This is a genomic window from Thalassobacillus cyri (assembly GCF_900107755.1).
Taxonomy (GTDB): domain Bacteria; phylum Bacillota; class Bacilli; order Bacillales; family Halobacillaceae; genus Thalassobacillus; species Thalassobacillus cyri.
Genome location: NZ_FNQR01000002.1, coordinates 302196 through 321191, shown reverse-complemented (window position 1 = coordinate 321191; position 18996 = coordinate 302196). Strand labels below are relative to the sequence as shown.

Genomic DNA, 18996 nt, shown 5'->3' with positions numbered 1-18996 from the left:
TAAATTGAAAGAAGTTTAAGAAAATTCATGTTAAAGGGTGGCTCATCTATTATGAAAACTTTCCCTCATTCTGATATGTTAAAGCAATTGCCGGAACAATTTTTTGCTGTGTTAGCTGACCGTATGGAAAAAGCGGTGGCAGAAGGGCACGATGTCATCAACCTTGGACAGGGAAGCCCTGATAAACCTACTCCTCCTCATGTAATCAAACGGCTGCAGGAGGCTTCAGAAGAAATAGAAAACCATAAATACCCGCCATTCCGAGGAAAGAAGAACTTGTTGAATGCTGTTGCTGAATTCTACCAGCGCGAATACGGGGTCGACATCGATCCCGATACCGAAGTGGCTTTATTGTTCGGAGCAAAAGCAGGCCTTGTTGAGCTTCCGCTTTCCTTGATGAACCCTGGTGAAACCATGCTTGTCCCGGACCCCGGTTATCCAGATTACTGGTCCGGTCCGGCTATGGCCAATGTCCCGATGCATAAGATGCCATTATTAGAAAAAAATAACTTCCTGCCGGTTTATGACGATATTCCAGAGGATGTGAAAAAAGCATCGAAGATGTTGTTGCTCAATTACCCAAACAACCCAACTGGCGCAATGGCTTCTGAGGAATTTTTTGATGAAACCATTGAATTTGCTGAAAAAAATGATCTATGTGTCGTTCACGATTTTGCTTATGGAGCGATCGGTTTTGATGGTAACAGACCTGTCAGTTACTTGGAACGTCCCGGCGCCAAAGATATTGGAATCGAAATTTATACGATGTCGAAAACCTATAACATGGCAGGCTGGCGGATCGCTTTTGCCGTAGGTAACCCATCCGTTATAGAAGCGATCAATATTATACAAGATCACTTTTATTGCAGTATATTTGGAGCTGTTCAGGATGCTGCTGCCGAGGCATTGACCGCCTCACAGGATGGTGTCGACGAGCTCGTCGAGCTTTATGAAGACAGACGGAAAGCGCTGGTCGAAGGAGCGCGGGAAATCGGCTGGAATGTAGCAGCTCCGGAAGGATCATTTTTTGCATGGCTGAAAGTACCAGAAGGATATACATCTGCGTCATTTGCCGATATGCTGCTTGAAGAAGCAAAAATATTGGTCGCCCCAGGCATCGGCTTCGGAGAGCACGGAGAAGGATATATTCGGGTAGGACTGGTCCTGGAAAAAGAACGTATCCAGGAAGCCTTGGACCGTATAAAAAAATTGAATATCTTTTAGATTTCATTAGAAAAACTAGTCTTATCGCCAAGTCCTTATGGCGAAAGCCTAAGTGTTTCTTATACTTTAATGCTTTAACAAAGTTAAACTTTCTTAAACTATAAAAAAAGCAGCCACTGTGCTGCTTTTTTTATTTCCAGCTTCCCATACCCCCGTCTCCCGGATCATTGTTTGCTATTACTCTATTATCGATCTGGATTCGGCTGTCATCGTCAAGGTTGTCCACCACGTTAATAGTGCCTATCAACGAGAACAATAAAACAAGCAGCAACAACTTTTTCATCATCTTCCCTCTTTTCACTTCAAATATTTTAAATAATAGAAAGGCAAGCGGGCAAAAAAGTGATCTCCATACTCATTTTTGAAGCGTTGGTAGGCTCTATGAAGCAACAATCGATCATTACGTGCCACTCCTAAATAGGTTTCCTGGAAAGGTGTCAAAGATGGGAGAGACGATAAGAATGCTTCAGCTTCCTTCATTCTTCCCTCGGCAATTGCCAGATGGGATGCTTCCACTGGATCTATTGTTTCGACTCCCTCTGTTTTACGATGGAAAGCAGCAATAAACGGTAATGATCTTTCTTTCAATTCATAAAGGGAGGATGTCAAAACATTGTCTTCTGCAATCCGTATGGAGGTATTCAAATAATCCATTGCTGAACTATAGTCCTCGAATACTTCTATCAAAGCAAGATGATGATACATACCCGATTGTTTTTCTGAAGACAACGTTGAATTGATAACCTTGTAGGCATATTTTTTAGCTATCATCCCCATGTTTGATTTCCAATGATGTTGAAACATCAACTCATCAAAACGAAGCTGAAAATAATACTTAACCAGTGGTTTATCGATGAGATGCATCGCCATATAGATATCATCGATATAATTATCCAGGCTTCCAAACTGCTTGCTATCATAATGATGGTAAACAAGCATAAATAATCGTAATGCCTCTGCAGCAGCTTGATCCTGTTTCCAATTCCTCAATCTTCGTACTTCCTGTCTGGACATAGGCCTTCCAAATTTCCTTCTCGATAGCAGTTGATAGAAAAAATCATAAGGTGCTGTTATTTTTCCCGTATCCAGCAGCAACTGAACTTCTTCAAAAAAACCATTCATATATAAAAATTCTAATGCGATGACCTGTTCTTCCGGTGAAAAATTGGTATTCAGGCAATAACTTTTGGTCAGGTCTGCTGCCTGCTTCCGGGAGTGCTTTTTAAGCAAATGGTGATAGGTATTGTAAATATTGGAAGGGCTAGCCATCTTCAAACGGTCAATACGGCTGGGTTCAATTACTTGATAGTCTTCCACTTTCACACCTTCTACTCTGAATGATTTTTGTTGAAAGAAAAAATCAGACAATAGCCTCTATATCTACCTATCCTTTTTCACATCAACGAAGCAGGATTTTTTATCCCTACTCCATAAAGTTTCAATAGTTTACAGAATTATTTGATATATCTATTATATAATGATTCTTTGATAAGTTCCATTTTATAAAACTAAAGCTCTATTAAATCAGTATTGATTTTACAGATAAGCTCCCTTTTGCTGAAGACTCAGTTTCGAGACTTTAGGTTGCAATGATGGTGGCTGGGAAAACGGATCGCTTTCCGTGGGCATGTGGTGAGCTTCCTCAGGCTTCGCCTTGCGGGATCTCACCGATCATGTTCATCCCACAGGAATCTCACCGTTTTTCCAGCCACCATATGGTTGTAAGAATCTCGAAACTTCTGTTACGAATGGCATACTTTTGAAGCAATAAGAACGGATCAATCTGGCATTGTAATAGTATTCTCCTAACAATTTAGGGTAAGTAAATTTAAGAGCGATTTCGATAATCTTATGTGGTAAGGGGCGTGGGGGAAGGGTGAGACTCCTGCGGGAAAGGATAGACTGGCAAGACCCCGCAGAGCTTTAGCTCGAGGAGGCTTGCCGGCTTCCCCGAGGAAAGCGAATCCTTCCCCAACGCCCCTAGACATTACCAAACATCTCGAAATCAAGTCTTCGACTTTTCGGCCCTTTAGTTGAATAAGGCATTTGTGAAATATCAAAACAATGTTTACCAGAGTTAAAACTAAAAAAGAGGGTAGAAGCCTACCCTCGTCAACTAGATAAATAATTTAGGAGAAGATGTGTTCACCTCTCGATCTATGCTCTTGTCATCTATTCGTAAAGAATTACAATTCTGGTCAAATTCAAAAGGGATTGCCTGTTCATATGGTGGAGGAATCAGCGAAGCATGCCTGTTCTCTCGATAAGGAGAGTCGATTGTCCTTCCTTGGCTGTCTCGTTCCTTTCTCAGTTGTTCGACTACAATTCTGCCAATTTGACGCCCCAGCATTAATCCCTGATCATTATCCACTGGGAAATGCACACCTGCATAAAGGCGAGACTTAGCATCTTCTTCAGCCAGCTGACGGAGTCGTTTTTCTTCAGCAGGAAAGAAATAAGAAAGAATCACTTCAGCGGCTCCTGATACTGTTGCATGACCGGAAGGGTACGTGGGATGTTCCGGAGTACAAATAACTGTCGCAAGTTGGTCATCAAGCTGATTAGGACGGGCGACAAGCCACTTATATTTAAAATACCAGGTAATTACCAGAGCATCATTTAGCCCTGCAAACAAAGCTCCTAAAATCCTTCCGGCTCGCGGCGCTTCTACGTTATAAGTGTCAATCAGTCGGTCGGCAATAGGAGTCCATTGTTTAGAAGGCGGGCCAGAACCCCAATATTTAGCAATAATTTTTTCTTCTTCAGTAAGGTTAGCCAGGGTACGTTTCACCATTCTCAACTGACGGTACCATCGGATTCGTTCCGGTTGTTCGATCGCAAATTGAACCGGTCTCCCATCTAATGTCTCAAAGCCACCTTCCCCTTTTCGTAAAAAATAAGTGTTCCAGGAACCAGCATAGGGCTCAACCCCCTTCTCTGGAGGATACTCTTCCCCCGCATAAGGAAGTTCCGTCCATAATGGGTAGGAACTATTTTTCGTCATCTATTTCACCTCGATTCTTCCGTTCTTATAATCAGGTTATGTAACATACTGGAATGGATATAGGCATTCTTCCTAACAAATGTGAATTAACGCTTTTTTTTTAGATGAATAACATAATTAAAGTAAAAGGAGGGGATGGAAAGTGGATAAATTTATAATCCAGACCGCGACACGGTTTATTGAAGACTACTTTCCCGATGCGCTGGTTGTATTTATTGGAGGCAGTACAGTCGAAGGGAATATTACATCAGAATCAGACATTGACCTTGTTATCATTGACAATAAGGAGCCCTCTTCGTCATTAGAATGCCACTTATATGAAGGATGGAAAATCGAAGCCTTCCTCTATCATCCCAGCTCCGTCAGTATTAATTTTGAAGCGGCAAAATACAAAGGACTTCCGACCCTGGTAAAGATGTGCGCAGCTGGTAAACAAATTACCGGTGATAAAAAGGAAGGGAGAAAAATCAAAGACGAAGCTCAGCGAATTTACAAAGAAGGCCCTTCTGCCTGGACCCAGCAGCAAATTGATCATGCCCGCTACACAATCACCGATTTGTTATCCGACTTTAGAAGTGCCACCAATTTTGAGGAAGAGGTCTTTATCGTACATGAACTAATCAGTTGCTTATCCGAACTCATTCTCAGAGGTAATAAACAATGGATTGGATGGGGAAAATGGTATGCCAGGGCGCTCAGAAGCTTTGATCCCGAATTAGCCAGGCGAATAACAGCAGCGCTTGAAATATTTATCATTAAAAAGGAAAAAGAGGGTCTCTGCGAGCTTGTACACGAGCAACTTGAAGCCTTCGGCGGTGAAAAGTTTTCCGATTATCGAGAAGAACATTTATGAAATGATAAACGGTGTATAAGAAATAACCTTTCTCTTGAAAAAAACTGCCACGCCCTGGATAGTTTTTGGGGGTGACAGTTTTCCAATCCTGCATCAGAACTTTACGAGGTAGTCCTCCAGAGCCTGCTGCAAATTCCCTTTAATTTCAGCCTTATTTCCAAAGTCAATTTCTCCATCGACCATATTTCTTACAATGGCTGCGCTCATTCCCGTAATGACAGACTTACATCCCATCATAGAGATGCCATCTAACATTTTCATCAAATAATGGCTGATTTCCTTCTCCATTTCAGCCACACCAGATAGGTCGATGATCAATGTTTGAATATGTAATCTCCCTACTTCCATGAGCACCTTTTCTTCAATCACTTGATAACGTTCTTCATTGATTTCTCCAATTAAAGGAAGAATACAGACATTGGATTGGATTGGAATAATCGGTACAGAAAGATTCTTTACCAATTTTTTCTGAGATTCAAGCAGTTTATCTTTAAAATCGGAAAAGCTAAGAAAGAACCAGTTGAGGAATTTGTCAATCTGATCGTTGATTTGTTCCTCCAATTGATAGAACTCCTCCCGATTTGGAGTTTTTTCACTCAACCGTTCGTATTCATAGAGGAAGTTCCATATCGTCCTACGGATCGCCTGTACCCATTCCAGTTTGAACGAGAGTGTCAGCGAGTGCTTTGCCCATATGACTCCTTCCTGTTTTGCAAAAGCTATTACTTCTTCGTCTTCCTGCAGGACGACGTGCAAGGTCAATTTATGGGCATTTTCCAATAAATCGATATTACCTTTCATCATAATACCTTGAATTTCATCTCTTACATTGACAGCTTCATTTAATAGGTTCTCTTCGAACTCGTCATGATTGGCTGCAATGAAATCTTTGATTTCCTGCCCTTCTTTATATATCAATCCCATGCGATTCCCTCCTTTTTTGTTAATAGCTTAGCTTGCTACCATTTGGAAATATGTGTAAAAGATATATTTAAAATATTAATATAAACTATTTTATCAAATTAAAGCTTTGTTTTTAAATGATTGGCGTGAACAGTGGATACACTAAGTGAAAAAGAGGTGTATCTATGTGGACAAATGTGCTGTTGGGCCTGCTTATTCCCTGGGTAATACTCATTTATCTCTATAAGAAAAGTCCTCTCCTAGGCATACTTATGTATCCTTTAGGTGTCACGATAGCATTTGTTGCCAATGATTGGGGTTTCCTTTTGTTTTGGGAAGTGGAGCCGATTCACAAAAACCCTTCCTTACCTGCCATACCGATTAGTGTGGGTTACTTCCCTTTAATCACCAATTTATTTGCCTATGTAAAGGAAAAGAAACCCATAGACACATGGAAGCTTATTTTATTGTTTTCTATCCTCACCACTTTTATCGAACTCCTGGTTCTTTGGTCGGGTAAGATTCATTATTATAATGGATGGAATATTTTATGGACATACTTCACTTATTTAGCGGGATTTGTAGTAGTCAATGTCTATATTAAAATGTTAAAAAAGCATCACGTTCCTATTTGACCTGCTTAATATCACAGCTTTTCCCGCTTATTTTCCGGCTGCTTCAACCAGTAACGGATTCCTTTGTAAGCATAGGGTTCATCAGCAAAACGAGGAATCACATGAAGATGGGCGTGCGGGATTGATTGCCCCCCGGCTTCCCCTGTATTCCATCCGACACTGAATCCATCCGGCGAGTAACTCTCCTCTAAAATCTCTTTGGCTTGCAGCAGCAAAGATCTTGTATCCTTCCATTCTTCCTCAGTCAATTCAAAAACATTTTGATGATGTGCTTTTGGGATGATTAGCCCGCTCCCTTCCAAGACGGTTTGTTCAGACTTTTTTTGAATATAATAGCATGTGCGATTTTCCAGGATAATCTGTTGATCCCCATCTTCTACGATGTTGCAAAATAAACAATCACTCATTTCAGTCATCCTCCCATTTGCTGAAATCTGGTTAAAAAACCATGATTCCTTATCTTTTTACAATTTTTGAATATTTGTAAGTCCTTTTGGTTCATTTACTTTCTCGCTTTTATGTATTAACGTATAATTCAAAGGGTGACCTCCCTTTTGTATATTTCACTTTCCCATGCCCTCTGAACGACAGAGGGCCCTTTTTTTTGACAAAATTTTTTTTAGGCGCTGTTAAATATTACGATGGATAAAGGATCTTTTTCCGCTAGGATGTAAAGTCCGTGGGAACAACATCGTTTATATAGTAACGAAAAGTCAGTACCTTAACTTCATTAAAACCTTCTTTATTTCCTCGTCTCTCATGACTGTGTCTTTATATTTTTGGGTAATCTCCGTCAGTGCCACATCATGATAGAAAAACTCCGTAAAGAATTTGACCAGCGGCCCAGATTGGGTTCGTATTGCCTGCCACCTGAAATCTTCTACGCCTGCAAACAACATTTCTTCTTCATCGACTATTACGATTCTGCTCCGTTCAAGTGCTTCATGGTGGGTATCAGGAATCAACGTAGAAACCCCGGGGATGGTCGTTTTTATTTCTCCGATCACATGGATATTGACTACTAAGCCTGCTCGATACTTTTCCTCTAATAAATCCAGGTTTGAAGAAATATCATCCGCCCACCCGGAGATAAACACAGAATGTTCCGCTCGTTGCAATAGTTCTTGTAACACTGCCTGGATCGATTGATCTTCTTTCAATGTCCAGACACGGTCATCTTTGGGTGCCTGCTTGCTTTTCGCTTCCTTTAACTGCTCGATATTCGCTTCAAAATCAGCTTTCAGCTTCTGAATCGTTGTTTCGATAGGAAGGGGAGTATAGAGCCGCTTTTTTCCCGTAGTCGCTTCTAAAATCATCCCTTTTTCACTTAAACGATGGAGAACTTCATATACTTTCGCACGCGGCACTCCCGATTGCTTTACGATCGTTGTAGCATCGAGGGGCTGATCGACAGTGATCAAGGATTGATAAACTTGACTTTCATATTGCGTGAAACCAAACTGTTGCAGCATATTTCAGAACTCCTTGCTTACATTTTATTGCTTTCATCATAGCACAGAAAAATAAGGATGTAATTTACACTTGTCTTTCTCCTTTTAGATAGTTACTATTATAGTGGTAACAAAAATGAAAGGACGTCATTTATTATGGATAAACGTGTATATTTACTGACGATCGTCTCGTTTATTGTCGGAATGGTCGAACTGATCATTGGGGGCATTTTAGATTTAGTAGCAGACAGTTTACAAGTCAGCCTTGGACAGGCAGGGCTGCTTATCACTATATTTTCGCTTGTCTTTGCGATTGCGGCGCCCATTTTACTAACGGCTACAGCAAAAGTCGAAAGAAAGCGGCTTACATTGATTTCCCTGGCCATCTTTCTTTTTGGAAACCTGATTGCAGTCCTCAGTCCTTCCTATCTGGTACTGTTGCTTGCAAGAATCGTCTCTGCCGTCAGTGGCTCATTATTGGTCGTACTTTGCGTCACCATGGCATCCAATATTGTCGAAGAAAAATATCGTGCCCGCGCGATCGGTGTCGTCTTCATGGGTATTAGCGCTTCCCTTGTGTTGGGTGTGCCGATCGGATTGATGCTTGGTAATGCCTTTGGATGGAGGGCCCCGTTCGTATTGATCACGATATTAACGGTCATTTCCATGATGGGAGTTTACTTCTTCATGGGCAAAATTGAACCGAAGCCAGCTATCCCAATTAAACAACAATTGGCTACCTTAAAAAACAGAAAAATTCTATTTGCACAATTTACTTCATTCTTATTTTTGACGGGGCACTTAGCTTTATATGGCTATTTGACTCCATTTTTAAAAATGACAATGGGGCTGAATGGGACCTGGGTAAGTATCATCTATCTGATTTTTGGTGTGGCAGCTGTCATCGGTGGTGGAGTCGGCGGTATGCTATCCGACCGCTTCGGTACCAAACCTACGATCATCGGAATTATTGTGGTCTTCGGAATATCGATTTTCGCAATCCCATATACCACCTTCTCCCTGCCGCTTTTCTTAAGCGTCATGGTGATATGGAGTATGCTTAGCTGGGCGATTACACCAGCCATGCAAAGTTATTTGATACAATCTTCACCAGAAACGTCCGATATCCAGCAAAGCTTGAACAATTCAGCTCTTCACTTTGGAATCGCGTTTGGATCTTTTATCGGAGGTATCGTCATCGAGCAGGCTTCTGTAGAGTATAATGCAACTACCGGGGGATTTTTCATCATCATTGCCCTGGCGGCAGCAGTATTCTCGATGGCCAAACAACCGAAACCTGCTCTTTCCCACTAATAAAAATGCCAGACATCCAATCAAAGGTGTCTGGCATTTTTATTAACTTTGTTTATCATACTAATAACCGATAAATGCAGGCTCTCATGTGAGATATGAAATAAAAACATCTCGCCCAGCGTCCGCATATGCAGAAAAGGCTCTTCCAAAGCGGAATCCAGCATATTTTTACTTAGCTCGATCAATTTATCCGGCTGCTGCTCCAAATGCATGATCAGCTCTTGCTTTGCTGGAGGATTTTCTTTCCAGTCTTCAGGCCGGCTATCTCTTGGAAACAAAAGGTGATAACGCAATGGCAGCATTCGTTCCTGCTTGAGATGGGTACAAACCGTATGATCCCATCCAACGAGAATATGACCAGCATTCCACCTGATATTATTGGCATGGTGGCTAGGTATCTCATCCCACTGTTCTTCCGGCAGTTCCCTTAAAAGCTCCAGCAGCCACCCCCTCCACATTCTCCACTGTGCAAAAACCTGTCTTTCGTTCATCCAAATTCCTCCATCCGTTTTCATCTATATCCTAGTTCGCTTTCAGCAGCCTCCTTTCCTGCTTTGCTCATGAATAAGCAACACATTGAATATGATGTAAAAAACGCCGTGAAACGAGGTGAACTTATGGATTTGTCCGTAAATGACTTCAATGCCTGTGAACTGCCATTTTGCGCTCAGACGAATGACACGGCTCCTTCCTTCCAGGCGGAAGCCTATGATAATACCACCAAAAAAATCATCCCGATCAACTTGGAAAACTACCAGGGAAAATGGGTGGTGTTGTTTTTCTATGCCAGCGACTTCACGTTTGTCTGACCGACAGAATTGGCAGCGGTCGCTGCTATTCATCCGTATCTCAAACAATTGAATACGGCAGTGTTAGCCATCAGCACCGATAGTGTATACGCTCATAAAGTATTTACAGAAACGTCGCCATCTGCCTCCCAGGTCACATTCCCTCTTGTAAGTGACCGGACACATTCGATCAGTAAAGCCTATCGGGCCTTCAATCCAAAAACGGGAGCCGCTTTTCGCGTCACCACCATCATCGACCCGGAAGGCATAATAGCTGCCAAGCTGGTCAATCCGCCGGAAGTCGGACGTATCGTACCAGAGATTTTGCGTTTGATACAAGGAATACAATATGGAAGAAGAACAGGCGAAGGCGTCCCTGCGAATTGGGTGCCAGGACAGCCAGGAATCAAGCGTGACCTGAGCATGATCGGCAAAATTTAAGGGTTGGTGTAAGGCCTGGATGATCCCTATCATCTGGGCTTTTTATATGCGAAAGTATGATTTGATATAATTCAAGGTAGTTGCTTAGAAACAGGAGGGAACTGTGACCCTCCCGTTATGTAGAAGCACAACAAATTTTAACGGATGCTTTAGGAGAGTCAAAAAGGGGGACTACTAGTGGTCGAGAAATTCAATGAACTGAATCATGAGTTTTTTATGGACGAAGCATTACAGGAAGCAGAAAAGGCGGGCAAGCGGAACGATAAACCGATTGGTGCCGTAATTGTCCATAACAGTGAAATCATCACAAGAGGTTCAAATCAAATTAAAACTTCCAAAGATAATATCGCTCATGCAGAAATTGAGGCCCTGCATAACAACGCGGACTATTTGCAGGAACATGCCAGGGAATGTGTCCTCTATACTACCGTCGAGCCATGTATCATGTGTATCTCTGCCCTTATCATGGCAAACATCAGGAATGTTGTGTTCGCTGTAGAAGACAAATATATGGGTACGGAAAAAATGATAAAAAATCTCCCTTACATTGATGAACGGCTGCACAACTACCTGGGGGGTATCCGGGCTGAAGAATCAGCTAACTTGATTAAAACTTACTCCTCTTTTGATGCAGAGGTAATTTTAGAAGGCTATAGGCCTTGTTAGAAAAACTCGGCTTATAGCCAAATTCTTATGGCGAAAGCCTTAGTTTTTCTTATACTTTTTTCTTTTAACAAAATAATATCTTCATAAAGTAAAAATAAAAAGCCAGGATTCCATAAAATAGGAGTCCTGGCTTTTTGATTTAATATAAAATGTTTCTTTCGTTGACATTGACGTCTTTTGCTTCTGTAACAGATACCTTTTCTCCTTCATTTAAATTCGTAAATACGATTGGAGAAATGGTGGACGGTACATTCGCTTTCAAATAATCGAGATCCGCATGCAACAGTTTATCGCCCATTTTGACACGTTGACCTTCTGTTACAAATACTTCAAAACCTTCGCCTTGAAGCTTTACCGTGTCCAGTCCGACGTGCACCAAAATTTCATGGCCGCTGTCAGCCTTGATGCCGATCGCGTGCTTTGTCGGGAATACATTGATGATTTCCCCATCTACTGGAGATACGAATAACCCATCAGCAGGATCGATGGCAAAGCCTTCGCCCATCATTTTTTGAGCGAATACTTCATCAGGAACCTCACTCAAATTCATTAATTTTCCTTTTGCTGGAGAAACAATATCCGCTTTATCCAATGCAGGCAATCCTGCGCTTCCATCAGTCTTTGTGTCCTCCTGAACCGCTTCTCCACCAGGAGCCTGCATATCATTGCTATCCATTCGTTTACGCATTGCTTCTGCCAGAAAATCAACGGTTGTACCGACGATAACGTGCATGTTGGTTTTATTTAGCTTCATCACACCATTGGCGCCTTGACGTTTAAGAGCTTTTTCATCTACCGCTTCCATGTCATTCATTTGGAGACGAAGGCGGGTGGCGCAATAGTCCAATGTCTTGATATTTTCTGGTCCGCCAAGCGCAGTAAGGTAATGATACGCTTTCGTATCATAATCTCTGCCTTTGCCGCTGGAAGGCTGACCGACTTGCTGGTTCTCCTCTGCAAGTACTTCGTCTTCATCCTCACGTCCTGGTGTTTTCAGGTCCAGTTTTACAATCAAGGCGTAGAAAATGACAAAGTAGATAACCGCAAACACTAAACCTTGGATAAACAGCATGATCGGTTTATCGGCGATACCGAAGTTCAATAAATAATCAATGAACCCGGCAGAAAATCCGAATCCATGCCTGATATCGAGCCAAAGCGATACCATCATTGAGAGTGCCGTCAATAAGGCGTGTACCACATATAGTAATGGAGACAGGAACATGAAAGAAAATTCAATAGGTTCTGTTACCCCTGTCAGGAAAGATGTGACTGCAATACTGAATAGCATTCCTCCAACAGCAGCTCTGCGATGCTTTTTCGCTGCTGCATACATAGCAAGACAGGCAGCTGGAAGACCAAACATCATAATCGGGAAGAACCCGGCTAAGAAGCTTCCAGCACTAGGATCACCGGCCAAGAAACGGCTGATTTCCCCGCGAACTACTTCGTCAGCTCCAGGTGGCATATACGATCCAAAATCAAACCATACGACAGTATTGATAACGTGGTGCAAACCGATTGGTATCAATAGTCGGTTGAAAAAACCGTAGGCACCTACGCCGAGCGCGCCTGCACCAAGCATCCATTCTCCTAATCCATTGATAGCTGCCTGAATCGGCGGCCAAATGAAACCGAAAACACCGGATAACACTACCATCACAACAGCAGTGATAATCGGAACAAACCTTTTTCCACCAAAGAATGAAAGCCAATCAGGAAGTTGGGTCTGGTAAAAACGATTATATAATAACCCTGCAATGATACCTGCAATAATACCCCCGAAGACTCCCATACTCAAGTCATCACCGAAAGACTCTACCCCTCCGGTTAAGACGAGGTAACCTACAGCCCCCGATAAGGCTGCCCCTCCGCTTCCATCTTTGGCAAAACCCATAGCAACACCAATGGCAAAGATCAGTGCCAGGTTAGCCAGGATTCCGTTACCTGCCTGTGCAACAAACGGAATGTCCAACATGTCTTCTGCACCCAGCCGCACAAGCAATGCAGCTGCTGGCAGCATGGCAATCGGAAACATCAATGACTTACCAATACGTTGCAAAAATGCTAACATATCTTTTTTCCTCCCTTTTTATGTACTTGAAATTGAAACCGCTTAATTAGATTATAACACCCGCTTATATAGACGTATAGACCAGATGGGTAAGTTTAGCAGTGTTTAATTATTATTTATAATTAGCTTCTCCCTGAAAAAAATTCCTTAAGAGATAAAGTTTTTTCGTACCGCGTCCCCAGCTCATGTGTCATATTTGCTGAAAATAAAAACAACCTTACTATAAGGCAGATTTCACCCATCGACTCATTCATTACAACTGGTATGAGATTTTACTTCGATAGATATTGTTCATTTACTACTGTTTCTGAATAAGGGACATTCTCACCTTTGATGTTTCCGTCGTTCACTTCTACAAAAGTGAGGGAGGGATGACTTCCTGCGTATGGTAACAACCGGTCTTTATTTGACCCAATAATGCCTACTGCTCCAGCATCGATAGCAGCACGGATATATCGGTGGCCATCTGTATTTTCAAATACAAACGAAAAGATATTTCTCTAGAGTCATAGGCGACCCCTTTCACCATCTGCACACCAGGTCCTAATAACAGATTCGGCTTCAATATCTCTCTGAAATCCAGTTTTTTCACCATGACGTTCAACCTCTATTTAATATTGATCTGTACTTTTTATCCTCTCCCTTACATATATAAATATAAAATTAAACATATATTATACATATATTAAACAAAGCAAAAAAAAGACACGATCAATGTCGTATCTTTTCAGTGTTTCACCTGATCATCTGTACAGGAATCCAGCCTCTTACTCCGTTTATCATCCAAATCGAATTTGCTTCATTAAGGTCTTTCTTATGGATTACCTGCTCTGCGATAACGTGCTGTTCTAAGAGTTCTTGACGAAATGTCCCAGCAAGAAGCCCGCATTTGATCGGGGGTGTGTAATACTTTCCTTGCTTCTCTATCACAAGATTACCGATCGTGAATTCTGTCAGTTCTTCATCTTCATTCCAAAGGAGCACGGAAAAAGCATCTTCCGGAGCTGTCCGGCTAAGTTCATCATAAACTTCGCGGTGTGTCGTCTTGTGATATAAAAAAGGGTTCTTCTTATCAACTGGAGTTTTTGCCAGAGAACAGATCACAGTGTCCAGGGGACGGATAGCAGCCGTTTCCACCATGACTTCACCAGATTTGCTCACTAGCAATCGAACTTTGAAATCTCCCGCGGTTTTGTCAGCAGCGCTATGCTGCAAAGCATGCGATACTTTTTCAACATCCATGGCAAAACCGAAATAAAGGGCTGAGGATAGCAGACGGTCAATATGTCGCTGGAATAAAGGATAGTGACCATCTTGCAGTTTGAGTGATTCTAATAAATGAAACGACGGCCTTTTTTCCTTCAGCAGACCGGCTTTCGCCATCAATTCTTCGTACTCTCCTTCTACTGTAGAGTCCCATGTGATTCCACCACCTGCTCCGTAAGTGGCTGTCTCTGCTTCCTTATCAATCAAAACTGTCCTGATCGGTACATTGAATATCGCTTCCTTGTCAGGAGTAATGAAACCGATAGCTCCACAGTAGATATGCCGGGGGGATTTTTCGAGTTTGGAGATATAATTCATCGTACTTATTTTAGGAGCGCCTGTTATCGAACCGCAAGGAAATAAGGCTTGGAACCAATCATATATCTTAGCAGCAGGGTCTAATTCCGCTTCAACCGTAGATGTCATCTGATGTACAGTTGGATAAGATTCTACTTCAAACAACTTTGGCACTTTTACCGTTCCTGGCCTCGCGATCCGGCCGATATCGTTACGCAGCAAATCGACAATCATGAGATTCTCTGCCCTGTCTTTTTCAGAAGTATAGAGCTTCTGTTTAAGCTGCTCGTCTTCTCTTATACTTCTTCCTCGTGTTGCTGTACCTTTCATCGGCTTGGTCTTGATGCTGCCCTTGCTGACCTGGAAAAAGAGTTCTGGTGATGCAGATAAAACACGGTAATTCCCTATATTCAAATAGGAAGCATAAGCAGACTGCTGATTTTCTTTCAACTGTTGATAAAAAGCGTAATCATTTCCTTGAAATTGTGCAGTCAGTCTCGCTGTATAATTGACTTGATAGGTATTTCCTTCTTCAATCGCTTGTTTGATAGAGGAAATCCCCTGGTGATATTCTTCCTCGTCTGTATCCAGTTTCCAATCGGAAATTCGATAGTCAGGTTGAGACTCAGTCCAGGAATTTGCATCGACAGGATTCTCAAAAATTCCAAACCAGACGAGGGGAAAGTCACCATTTGTCTGATGGACGTGAAATGCAGAATCGAACCCAGGGGCAGCTTCATAAGAAACAAACCCCGCTACATAATACCCTTCCTGGGTTGCCGCTTCTAACTCATGAAAAGCTGCTGGTACTTCTTCTATGCAGAAAACCTCAATAACTTTGATTGGATCCGTAAAACAGATCGGCTGCTCATAAGCTGTTTCAGAAAAGTCGAACTGTAAGAACGTTTCCATGGTTACACCTCTTCCCGTAACGATCTCATTCCCCAACGCTGTGCGTTACGGTATACATTTTCAAGCATGTGAAAGCCCGCATCAGAAAGAATAGATTCAGGATGGAATTGCAACCCTTCGACTGGATATTCCTTATGCCTAACCCCCATAATAACGCCATCCTCTGTTTTGGCAGTTATATCCAGACTTTCTGGCATACTGCTCCGCTCCGCAATCAAAGAGTGATAGCGTGTCACCAAGGTGGGAGAGGGGATACCCTCGAAGGCCCCCAACTGATCATGGGTAATACAGCTTACTTTTCCATGCATCGGCTTTTCCCCTTTAATGACTTCCCCGCCAAAAAATTTAACGATAGCCTGATGTCCCAAACAAACCCCTAAAACCGGAATTCTGGTATGAAACTCATCCAACACTTCTCTGCTTGTCTGAGCCTCATCAGGATTTCCAGGACCAGGGGAAAGTACAATCAAGTCTGGCTGAAGCTGGTCAATTTCCTGAGGAGAAATTTCATGATTCTGGCAGACGCGCACTTGATGGTCCAACTGACGAAAATATTGCACCAGATTATATGTAAATGAATCGTAGTTATCAATGACTACAATCAACTTGTCCACCACTTTCTATAGAAATACACACTTCTCTTATTATAACCCCGGCTGAATATAAGTCTCAAACCTAAAAAAACTCAAGAGCAATTAATTACTCTTGAGAGGGAATAGGTTATTTGATTTTGACCCAATAGGCAGGCTTACCACTTTCTGGTGCCGCCGGGAATTCTTCATCCTGTGCTACTCGTATCACTTTATTCTCTTGCTCCTGGGAAAAACCTTCTACAAGACTGTCAAATCTGTATTGCCCCGTTTCACCCGCCTTATCACCAGTTTGATAACGTTCTTCTTCAGCCAATTCGCTCACCTCCATGGTCATATGCTGCTGATTATTTGTATCTTTTCCCATTCCAACGAGTTGTAAACTCTTTTGAATAGGGAACGCGGGAGTGCAGTGGTGGACCATTCGTTTTAGTAAGCCTTCCTGAAATCTCGACAATAATATACTCACTCCCGGCCAACCCTACCCCGCTATTTATTACGAATTAGTATTTGTGGTTTTCAAACGGATATTTACGATGCAGGACGATCCTTGCCATATATTTGTGAAAGAAATATTCACCGACTGCCATCGCTGCAGCCACTATTGCCCCAGCAATTATAAGGGGAGCCGAGTTGTTTACTAATACAATCCCAAGCAGCCAAACGACAAGGAAAACAATAGCGAAGTCAACGATTGTAGCAATCTTATTCCCGGCTTTAGGAAATACCTTCAGGTCCCCTAACGGGTAGGACAACACCCCAATCGCAACCGTCAAAATAATGACCTCACTCCAGGACATTTGAAAGCCAATCCCTAATATAAGAAATACCGCAGCAAAGGTCATTAAGCTTTTAATTCCTATTGCCTTTAAATGCTCCATAACCGACCTCCTCGCTCTTTGCTTTATGTAATTTTTTCCTTTATACACCTGTTACAAACATAATCTGCCAAAAGGTAAAAAATATGTAAACTCTTAAAAAAGATTGTAGTATCATTGTAAATTCGTATCAAGTTTCGAAAGGATAGATTAGTGAAATCATGTAAACAAAGACCTCATAAAAAACGAAAGGATGGTTTGATGGCTAACAAAAGTGAAAAGACACGAAGTGATGACTCTCCAGAGCAAAAGATGAAGCAGAAGGATAATAAGAGGGACATTGATCCCCAGCGCGAGCAGGTGGATACAGAGGTAAATAAAGATAGCGAAAAAAATCCAGATGATTTCGAACAATAATATCCTTTTACCTATTCACAGCTGCCTTCCATGATCGGAAGGCAGCTCTTGATATTTCATTAGGGCTTTTGATCGAGAGAGATAGGCGAAAAGATTCCCTCACATGGTTGTGTTTTTTGAAATAACAAAAAATTCAGCTTAATAGTGTCAGTGTTCTGCTATAATTTCACTAATTTACATTATGGAGGGATTCTTTTGAAAAAACTCATTGGCCTGTTGGCCATGTTTGGAATGTTACTTGCTTTCGCTGTTCATCCGAATGTCTATGCCAAATCTGACACAGTTCCCGGAGGACCATCTACGGAAGGGAAAACGAGCATCAACAGTATCATTACATACGAAGAAATGATTAAAAAGCTCGAAATCATTGAAGCGACCAGTAAAGGAAAAATAGAAGTATTCACACTGGATGACTACGGTACATCTGAAAGTGGCAACAGTATTTATGTTGCTAAAGCCGGTGATGGCGAGAAGAAAATCTGGGTGCAAGCTCAAATCCACGGAGATGAAAAGCTTACGACGGAAGCAGCTTTACAACTGTTAAAAACGTTCGCAAGCAACGGCACTTCTGATATCAAAACAATTCTCAATGAAGCCACTATTTATGTCATACCGATGTATAACCCGGACGGGTCAATCCTGAATAAACGACAAACCTACCTCGTAGACCAAGACAGATACCTGGATTTGAACCGGGATTGGGCAGAAGATAAATTCGAAGCGAAAGAATCCAGAGTCGTATACGAATACTGGACAGATTTAAAACCTGACTTTGCAGTGGACCTGCACCACCAGGGATTCAAGACAGTATATGGAACAAATGAATCTACTTCCTTCTCACTGGGGATTTCGCTTGCTCCTGACGGTCCGACCCTTCCTGGCATCAAGGACGGATTGTATAATACCATCACAAAACAGATGCAGGCATATGTATACGATTCAATGATTGATTATGGTTATACACATATCGATCAATACCAGGTCGGTGGTGGGGATGAAAAGTATTTCATTGACATCAGAGGCGGCGTCGTATCCGCCATGATGCTGGGGACAAACTATAATAACCTTAATGACGACGGACATAGCAACCCGGCCATATTCTTTGAAACTAAAGGAAACACAAGAGAAGGAAATCTTGGTCAGAAATCTAATGGCTATTTAACAAAGCAGAACTACCAGGCATTGAAATCTTTACTCTACGGCATTGCTACTGATGAAATCTATGGTGTGGATCCAGACCGCTGGGACGATATCCCCGCTTACCCGAGCGCAGGCTATTTAACAGATTATGAAACTAGTGGTTATTAAAATGGAAGCTGCCGGTTAACATTCCGGCAGCTTTT

The 18996-nt window shown here is 42.0% G+C and carries 21 protein-coding genes; 8 read left to right on the top strand and 13 right to left on the bottom strand.

Annotated elements, in window-relative coordinates; genetic code table 11:
- The first annotated feature begins 51 nt into the window (after nucleotides 1-51).
- Nucleotides 52-1224, top strand: coding sequence for a pyridoxal phosphate-dependent aminotransferase (locus BLV00_RS03815; RefSeq protein ID WP_093042565.1), 1173 nt, complete (start codon nucleotides 52-54; stop codon nucleotides 1222-1224).
- Nucleotides 1225-1354: 130 nt separating this feature from the next.
- Here the strand turns inward: BLV00_RS03815 and BLV00_RS21855 are convergent, their stop codons facing one another.
- The 3 genes from BLV00_RS21855 to BLV00_RS03805 all read right to left on the bottom strand — a co-directional run bounded on the left by BLV00_RS21855 (nucleotide 1355) and on the right by BLV00_RS03805 (nucleotide 4228).
- Nucleotides 1355-1507 carry a hypothetical protein gene (locus tag BLV00_RS21855; RefSeq protein ID WP_176791312.1) on the bottom strand — a complete coding sequence of 51 codons (153 nt, stop codon included), beginning with the start codon at nucleotides 1505-1507 and terminating at the stop codon, nucleotides 1355-1357.
- Nucleotides 1508-1521: 14 nt separating this feature from the next.
- A complete protein-coding gene (locus tag BLV00_RS03810; RefSeq protein WP_143030673.1) occupies nucleotides 1522-2592 on the bottom strand; it encodes an AimR family lysis-lysogeny pheromone receptor in 1071 nt (356 codons plus the stop codon).
- Between the two features lie 748 nt (nucleotides 2593-3340).
- Nucleotides 3341-4228, bottom strand: coding sequence for a vanadium-dependent haloperoxidase (locus BLV00_RS03805; protein ID WP_093042561.1), 888 nt, complete (start codon nucleotides 4226-4228; stop codon nucleotides 3341-3343).
- Between the two features lie 142 nt (nucleotides 4229-4370).
- Between BLV00_RS03805 and BLV00_RS03800 the strand changes: the two genes are divergently transcribed.
- Nucleotides 4371-5081, top strand: a complete 711-nt coding sequence (locus BLV00_RS03800; RefSeq protein WP_093042559.1) for a nucleotidyltransferase domain-containing protein — start codon at nucleotides 4371-4373, stop codon at nucleotides 5079-5081.
- A 93-nt stretch (nucleotides 5082-5174) separates the two neighbouring features.
- Here the strand turns inward: BLV00_RS03800 and BLV00_RS03795 are convergent, their stop codons facing one another.
- Nucleotides 5175-6005, bottom strand: coding sequence for an STAS domain-containing protein (locus BLV00_RS03795; RefSeq protein WP_093042557.1), 831 nt, complete (start codon nucleotides 6003-6005; stop codon nucleotides 5175-5177).
- Nucleotides 6006-6169: 164 nt separating this feature from the next.
- Here BLV00_RS03795 and BLV00_RS03790 point away from each other — a divergent pair, with 164 nt between their 5' ends.
- Nucleotides 6170-6619, top strand: a complete 450-nt coding sequence (locus BLV00_RS03790; RefSeq protein WP_093042555.1) for a hypothetical protein — start codon at nucleotides 6170-6172, stop codon at nucleotides 6617-6619.
- Nucleotides 6620-6630: 11 nt separating this feature from the next.
- Here the strand turns inward: BLV00_RS03790 and BLV00_RS03785 are convergent, their stop codons facing one another.
- Entirely contained in the window at nucleotides 6631-7026 is a 396-nt protein-coding gene (locus tag BLV00_RS03785; protein ID WP_342721969.1) for an HIT family protein, read from the bottom strand.
- 306 nt (nucleotides 7027-7332) lie between these two features.
- A complete protein-coding gene (locus tag BLV00_RS03780; RefSeq protein WP_093042551.1) occupies nucleotides 7333-8091 on the bottom strand; it encodes a TrmB family transcriptional regulator in 759 nt (252 codons plus the stop codon).
- A 135-nt stretch (nucleotides 8092-8226) separates the two neighbouring features.
- Between BLV00_RS03780 and BLV00_RS03775 the strand changes: the two genes are divergently transcribed.
- On the top strand, nucleotides 8227-9384 hold the full coding sequence (locus BLV00_RS03775; protein WP_093042549.1) for an MFS transporter: 1158 nt from the start codon (nucleotides 8227-8229) through the stop codon (nucleotides 9382-9384).
- Nucleotides 9385-9404: 20 nt separating this feature from the next.
- Here the strand turns inward: BLV00_RS03775 and BLV00_RS03770 are convergent, their stop codons facing one another.
- Nucleotides 9405-9875, bottom strand: a complete 471-nt coding sequence (locus tag BLV00_RS03770) for a DinB family protein (RefSeq protein WP_093042735.1) — start codon at nucleotides 9873-9875, stop codon at nucleotides 9405-9407.
- Between the two features lie 126 nt (nucleotides 9876-10001).
- Here BLV00_RS03770 and BLV00_RS03760 point away from each other — a divergent pair, with 126 nt between their 5' ends.
- Nucleotides 10002-10613, top strand: coding sequence for a peroxiredoxin (locus tag BLV00_RS03760; protein WP_176791316.1), 612 nt, complete (start codon nucleotides 10002-10004; stop codon nucleotides 10611-10613).
- Nucleotides 10614-10790: 177 nt separating this feature from the next.
- Nucleotides 10791-11279: a nucleoside deaminase gene (locus tag BLV00_RS03755; protein ID WP_093042543.1), complete on the top strand. Its 489-nt coding sequence runs from the start codon at nucleotides 10791-10793 to the stop codon at nucleotides 11277-11279.
- A 139-nt stretch (nucleotides 11280-11418) separates the two neighbouring features.
- Here BLV00_RS03755 and nagE read toward each other — a convergent pair whose 3' ends face one another.
- From nagE to BLV00_RS03730, 6 genes are all read right to left on the bottom strand, one after another.
- Nucleotides 11419-13353 carry an N-acetylglucosamine-specific PTS transporter subunit IIBC gene (nagE, locus tag BLV00_RS03750; RefSeq protein WP_093042541.1) on the bottom strand — a complete coding sequence of 645 codons (1935 nt, stop codon included), beginning with the start codon at nucleotides 13351-13353 and terminating at the stop codon, nucleotides 11419-11421.
- A gap of 421 nt (nucleotides 13354-13774) precedes the next feature.
- Nucleotides 13775-13948: a hypothetical protein gene (locus BLV00_RS21850; protein WP_176791311.1), complete on the bottom strand. Its 174-nt coding sequence runs from the start codon at nucleotides 13946-13948 to the stop codon at nucleotides 13775-13777.
- Between the two features lie 140 nt (nucleotides 13949-14088).
- Nucleotides 14089-15828, bottom strand: a complete 1740-nt coding sequence (pabB, locus tag BLV00_RS03745) for an aminodeoxychorismate synthase component I (RefSeq protein ID WP_093042539.1) — start codon at nucleotides 15826-15828, stop codon at nucleotides 14089-14091.
- 2 nt (nucleotides 15829-15830) lie between these two features.
- Complete coding sequence (locus tag BLV00_RS03740) at nucleotides 15831-16433, bottom strand: anthranilate synthase component II (protein ID WP_093042537.1); 603 nt, start codon at nucleotides 16431-16433, stop codon at nucleotides 15831-15833.
- A 115-nt stretch (nucleotides 16434-16548) separates the two neighbouring features.
- Nucleotides 16549-16785, bottom strand: a complete 237-nt coding sequence (locus BLV00_RS03735) for a YjzC family protein (protein ID WP_093042535.1) — start codon at nucleotides 16783-16785, stop codon at nucleotides 16549-16551.
- A gap of 136 nt (nucleotides 16786-16921) precedes the next feature.
- Nucleotides 16922-17299, bottom strand: a complete 378-nt coding sequence (locus BLV00_RS03730) for a DUF2512 family protein (RefSeq protein WP_093042532.1) — start codon at nucleotides 17297-17299, stop codon at nucleotides 16922-16924.
- A gap of 198 nt (nucleotides 17300-17497) precedes the next feature.
- On the opposite strand from BLV00_RS03730, the gene BLV00_RS21845 reads away from it, so the two are divergent.
- Nucleotides 17498-17653, top strand: coding sequence for a hypothetical protein (locus BLV00_RS21845; RefSeq protein WP_176791310.1), 156 nt, complete (start codon nucleotides 17498-17500; stop codon nucleotides 17651-17653).
- Between the two features lie 195 nt (nucleotides 17654-17848).
- Nucleotides 17849-18961: a M14 family zinc carboxypeptidase gene (locus tag BLV00_RS03725; protein WP_245728797.1), complete on the top strand. Its 1113-nt coding sequence runs from the start codon at nucleotides 17849-17851 to the stop codon at nucleotides 18959-18961.
- Nucleotides 18962-18996: the final 35 nt, after the last annotated feature.

Excerpts from the sequence above, each read along its gene's own strand:
- BLV00_RS03780 (WP_093042551.1), bottom strand. The coding sequence starts at position 8,091 with ATGCTGCAACAGTTTGGTTTCACGCAATATGAAAGTCAAGTTTATCAA.
- BLV00_RS21855 (WP_176791312.1), bottom strand. The coding sequence starts at position 1,507 with ATGAAAAAGTTGTTGCTGCTTGTTTTATTGTTCTCGTTGATAGGCACT.
- pabB (WP_093042539.1), bottom strand. The coding sequence starts at position 15,828 with ATGGAAACGTTCTTACAGTTCGACTTTTCTGAAACAGCTTATGAGCAG.
- BLV00_RS21850 (WP_176791311.1), bottom strand. The coding sequence starts at position 13,948 with ATGGTGAAAAAACTGGATTTCAGAGAGATATTGAAGCCGAATCTGTTA.
- BLV00_RS03730 (WP_093042532.1), bottom strand. The coding sequence starts at position 17,299 with ATGGAGCATTTAAAGGCAATAGGAATTAAAAGCTTAATGACCTTTGCT.
- nagE (WP_093042541.1), bottom strand. The coding sequence starts at position 13,353 with ATGTTAGCATTTTTGCAACGTATTGGTAAGTCATTGATGTTTCCGATT.
- BLV00_RS03775 (WP_093042549.1), top strand. The coding sequence starts at position 8,227 with ATGGATAAACGTGTATATTTACTGACGATCGTCTCGTTTATTGTCGGA.
- BLV00_RS03770 (WP_093042735.1), bottom strand. The coding sequence starts at position 9,875 with ATGAACGAAAGACAGGTTTTTGCACAGTGGAGAATGTGGAGGGGGTGG.
- BLV00_RS03805 (WP_093042561.1), bottom strand. The coding sequence starts at position 4,228 with ATGACGAAAAATAGTTCCTACCCATTATGGACGGAACTTCCTTATGCG.
- BLV00_RS21845 (WP_176791310.1), top strand. The coding sequence starts at position 17,498 with ATGGCTAACAAAAGTGAAAAGACACGAAGTGATGACTCTCCAGAGCAA.
- BLV00_RS03790 (WP_093042555.1), top strand. The coding sequence starts at position 6,170 with ATGTGGACAAATGTGCTGTTGGGCCTGCTTATTCCCTGGGTAATACTC.
- BLV00_RS03785 (WP_342721969.1), bottom strand. The coding sequence starts at position 7,026 with ATGAGTGATTGTTTATTTTGCAACATCGTAGAAGATGGGGATCAACAG.
- BLV00_RS03735 (WP_093042535.1), bottom strand. The coding sequence starts at position 16,785 with ATGGGAAAAGATACAAATAATCAGCAGCATATGACCATGGAGGTGAGC.
- BLV00_RS03795 (WP_093042557.1), bottom strand. The coding sequence starts at position 6,005 with ATGGGATTGATATATAAAGAAGGGCAGGAAATCAAAGATTTCATTGCA.
- BLV00_RS03815 (WP_093042565.1), top strand. The coding sequence starts at position 52 with ATGAAAACTTTCCCTCATTCTGATATGTTAAAGCAATTGCCGGAACAA.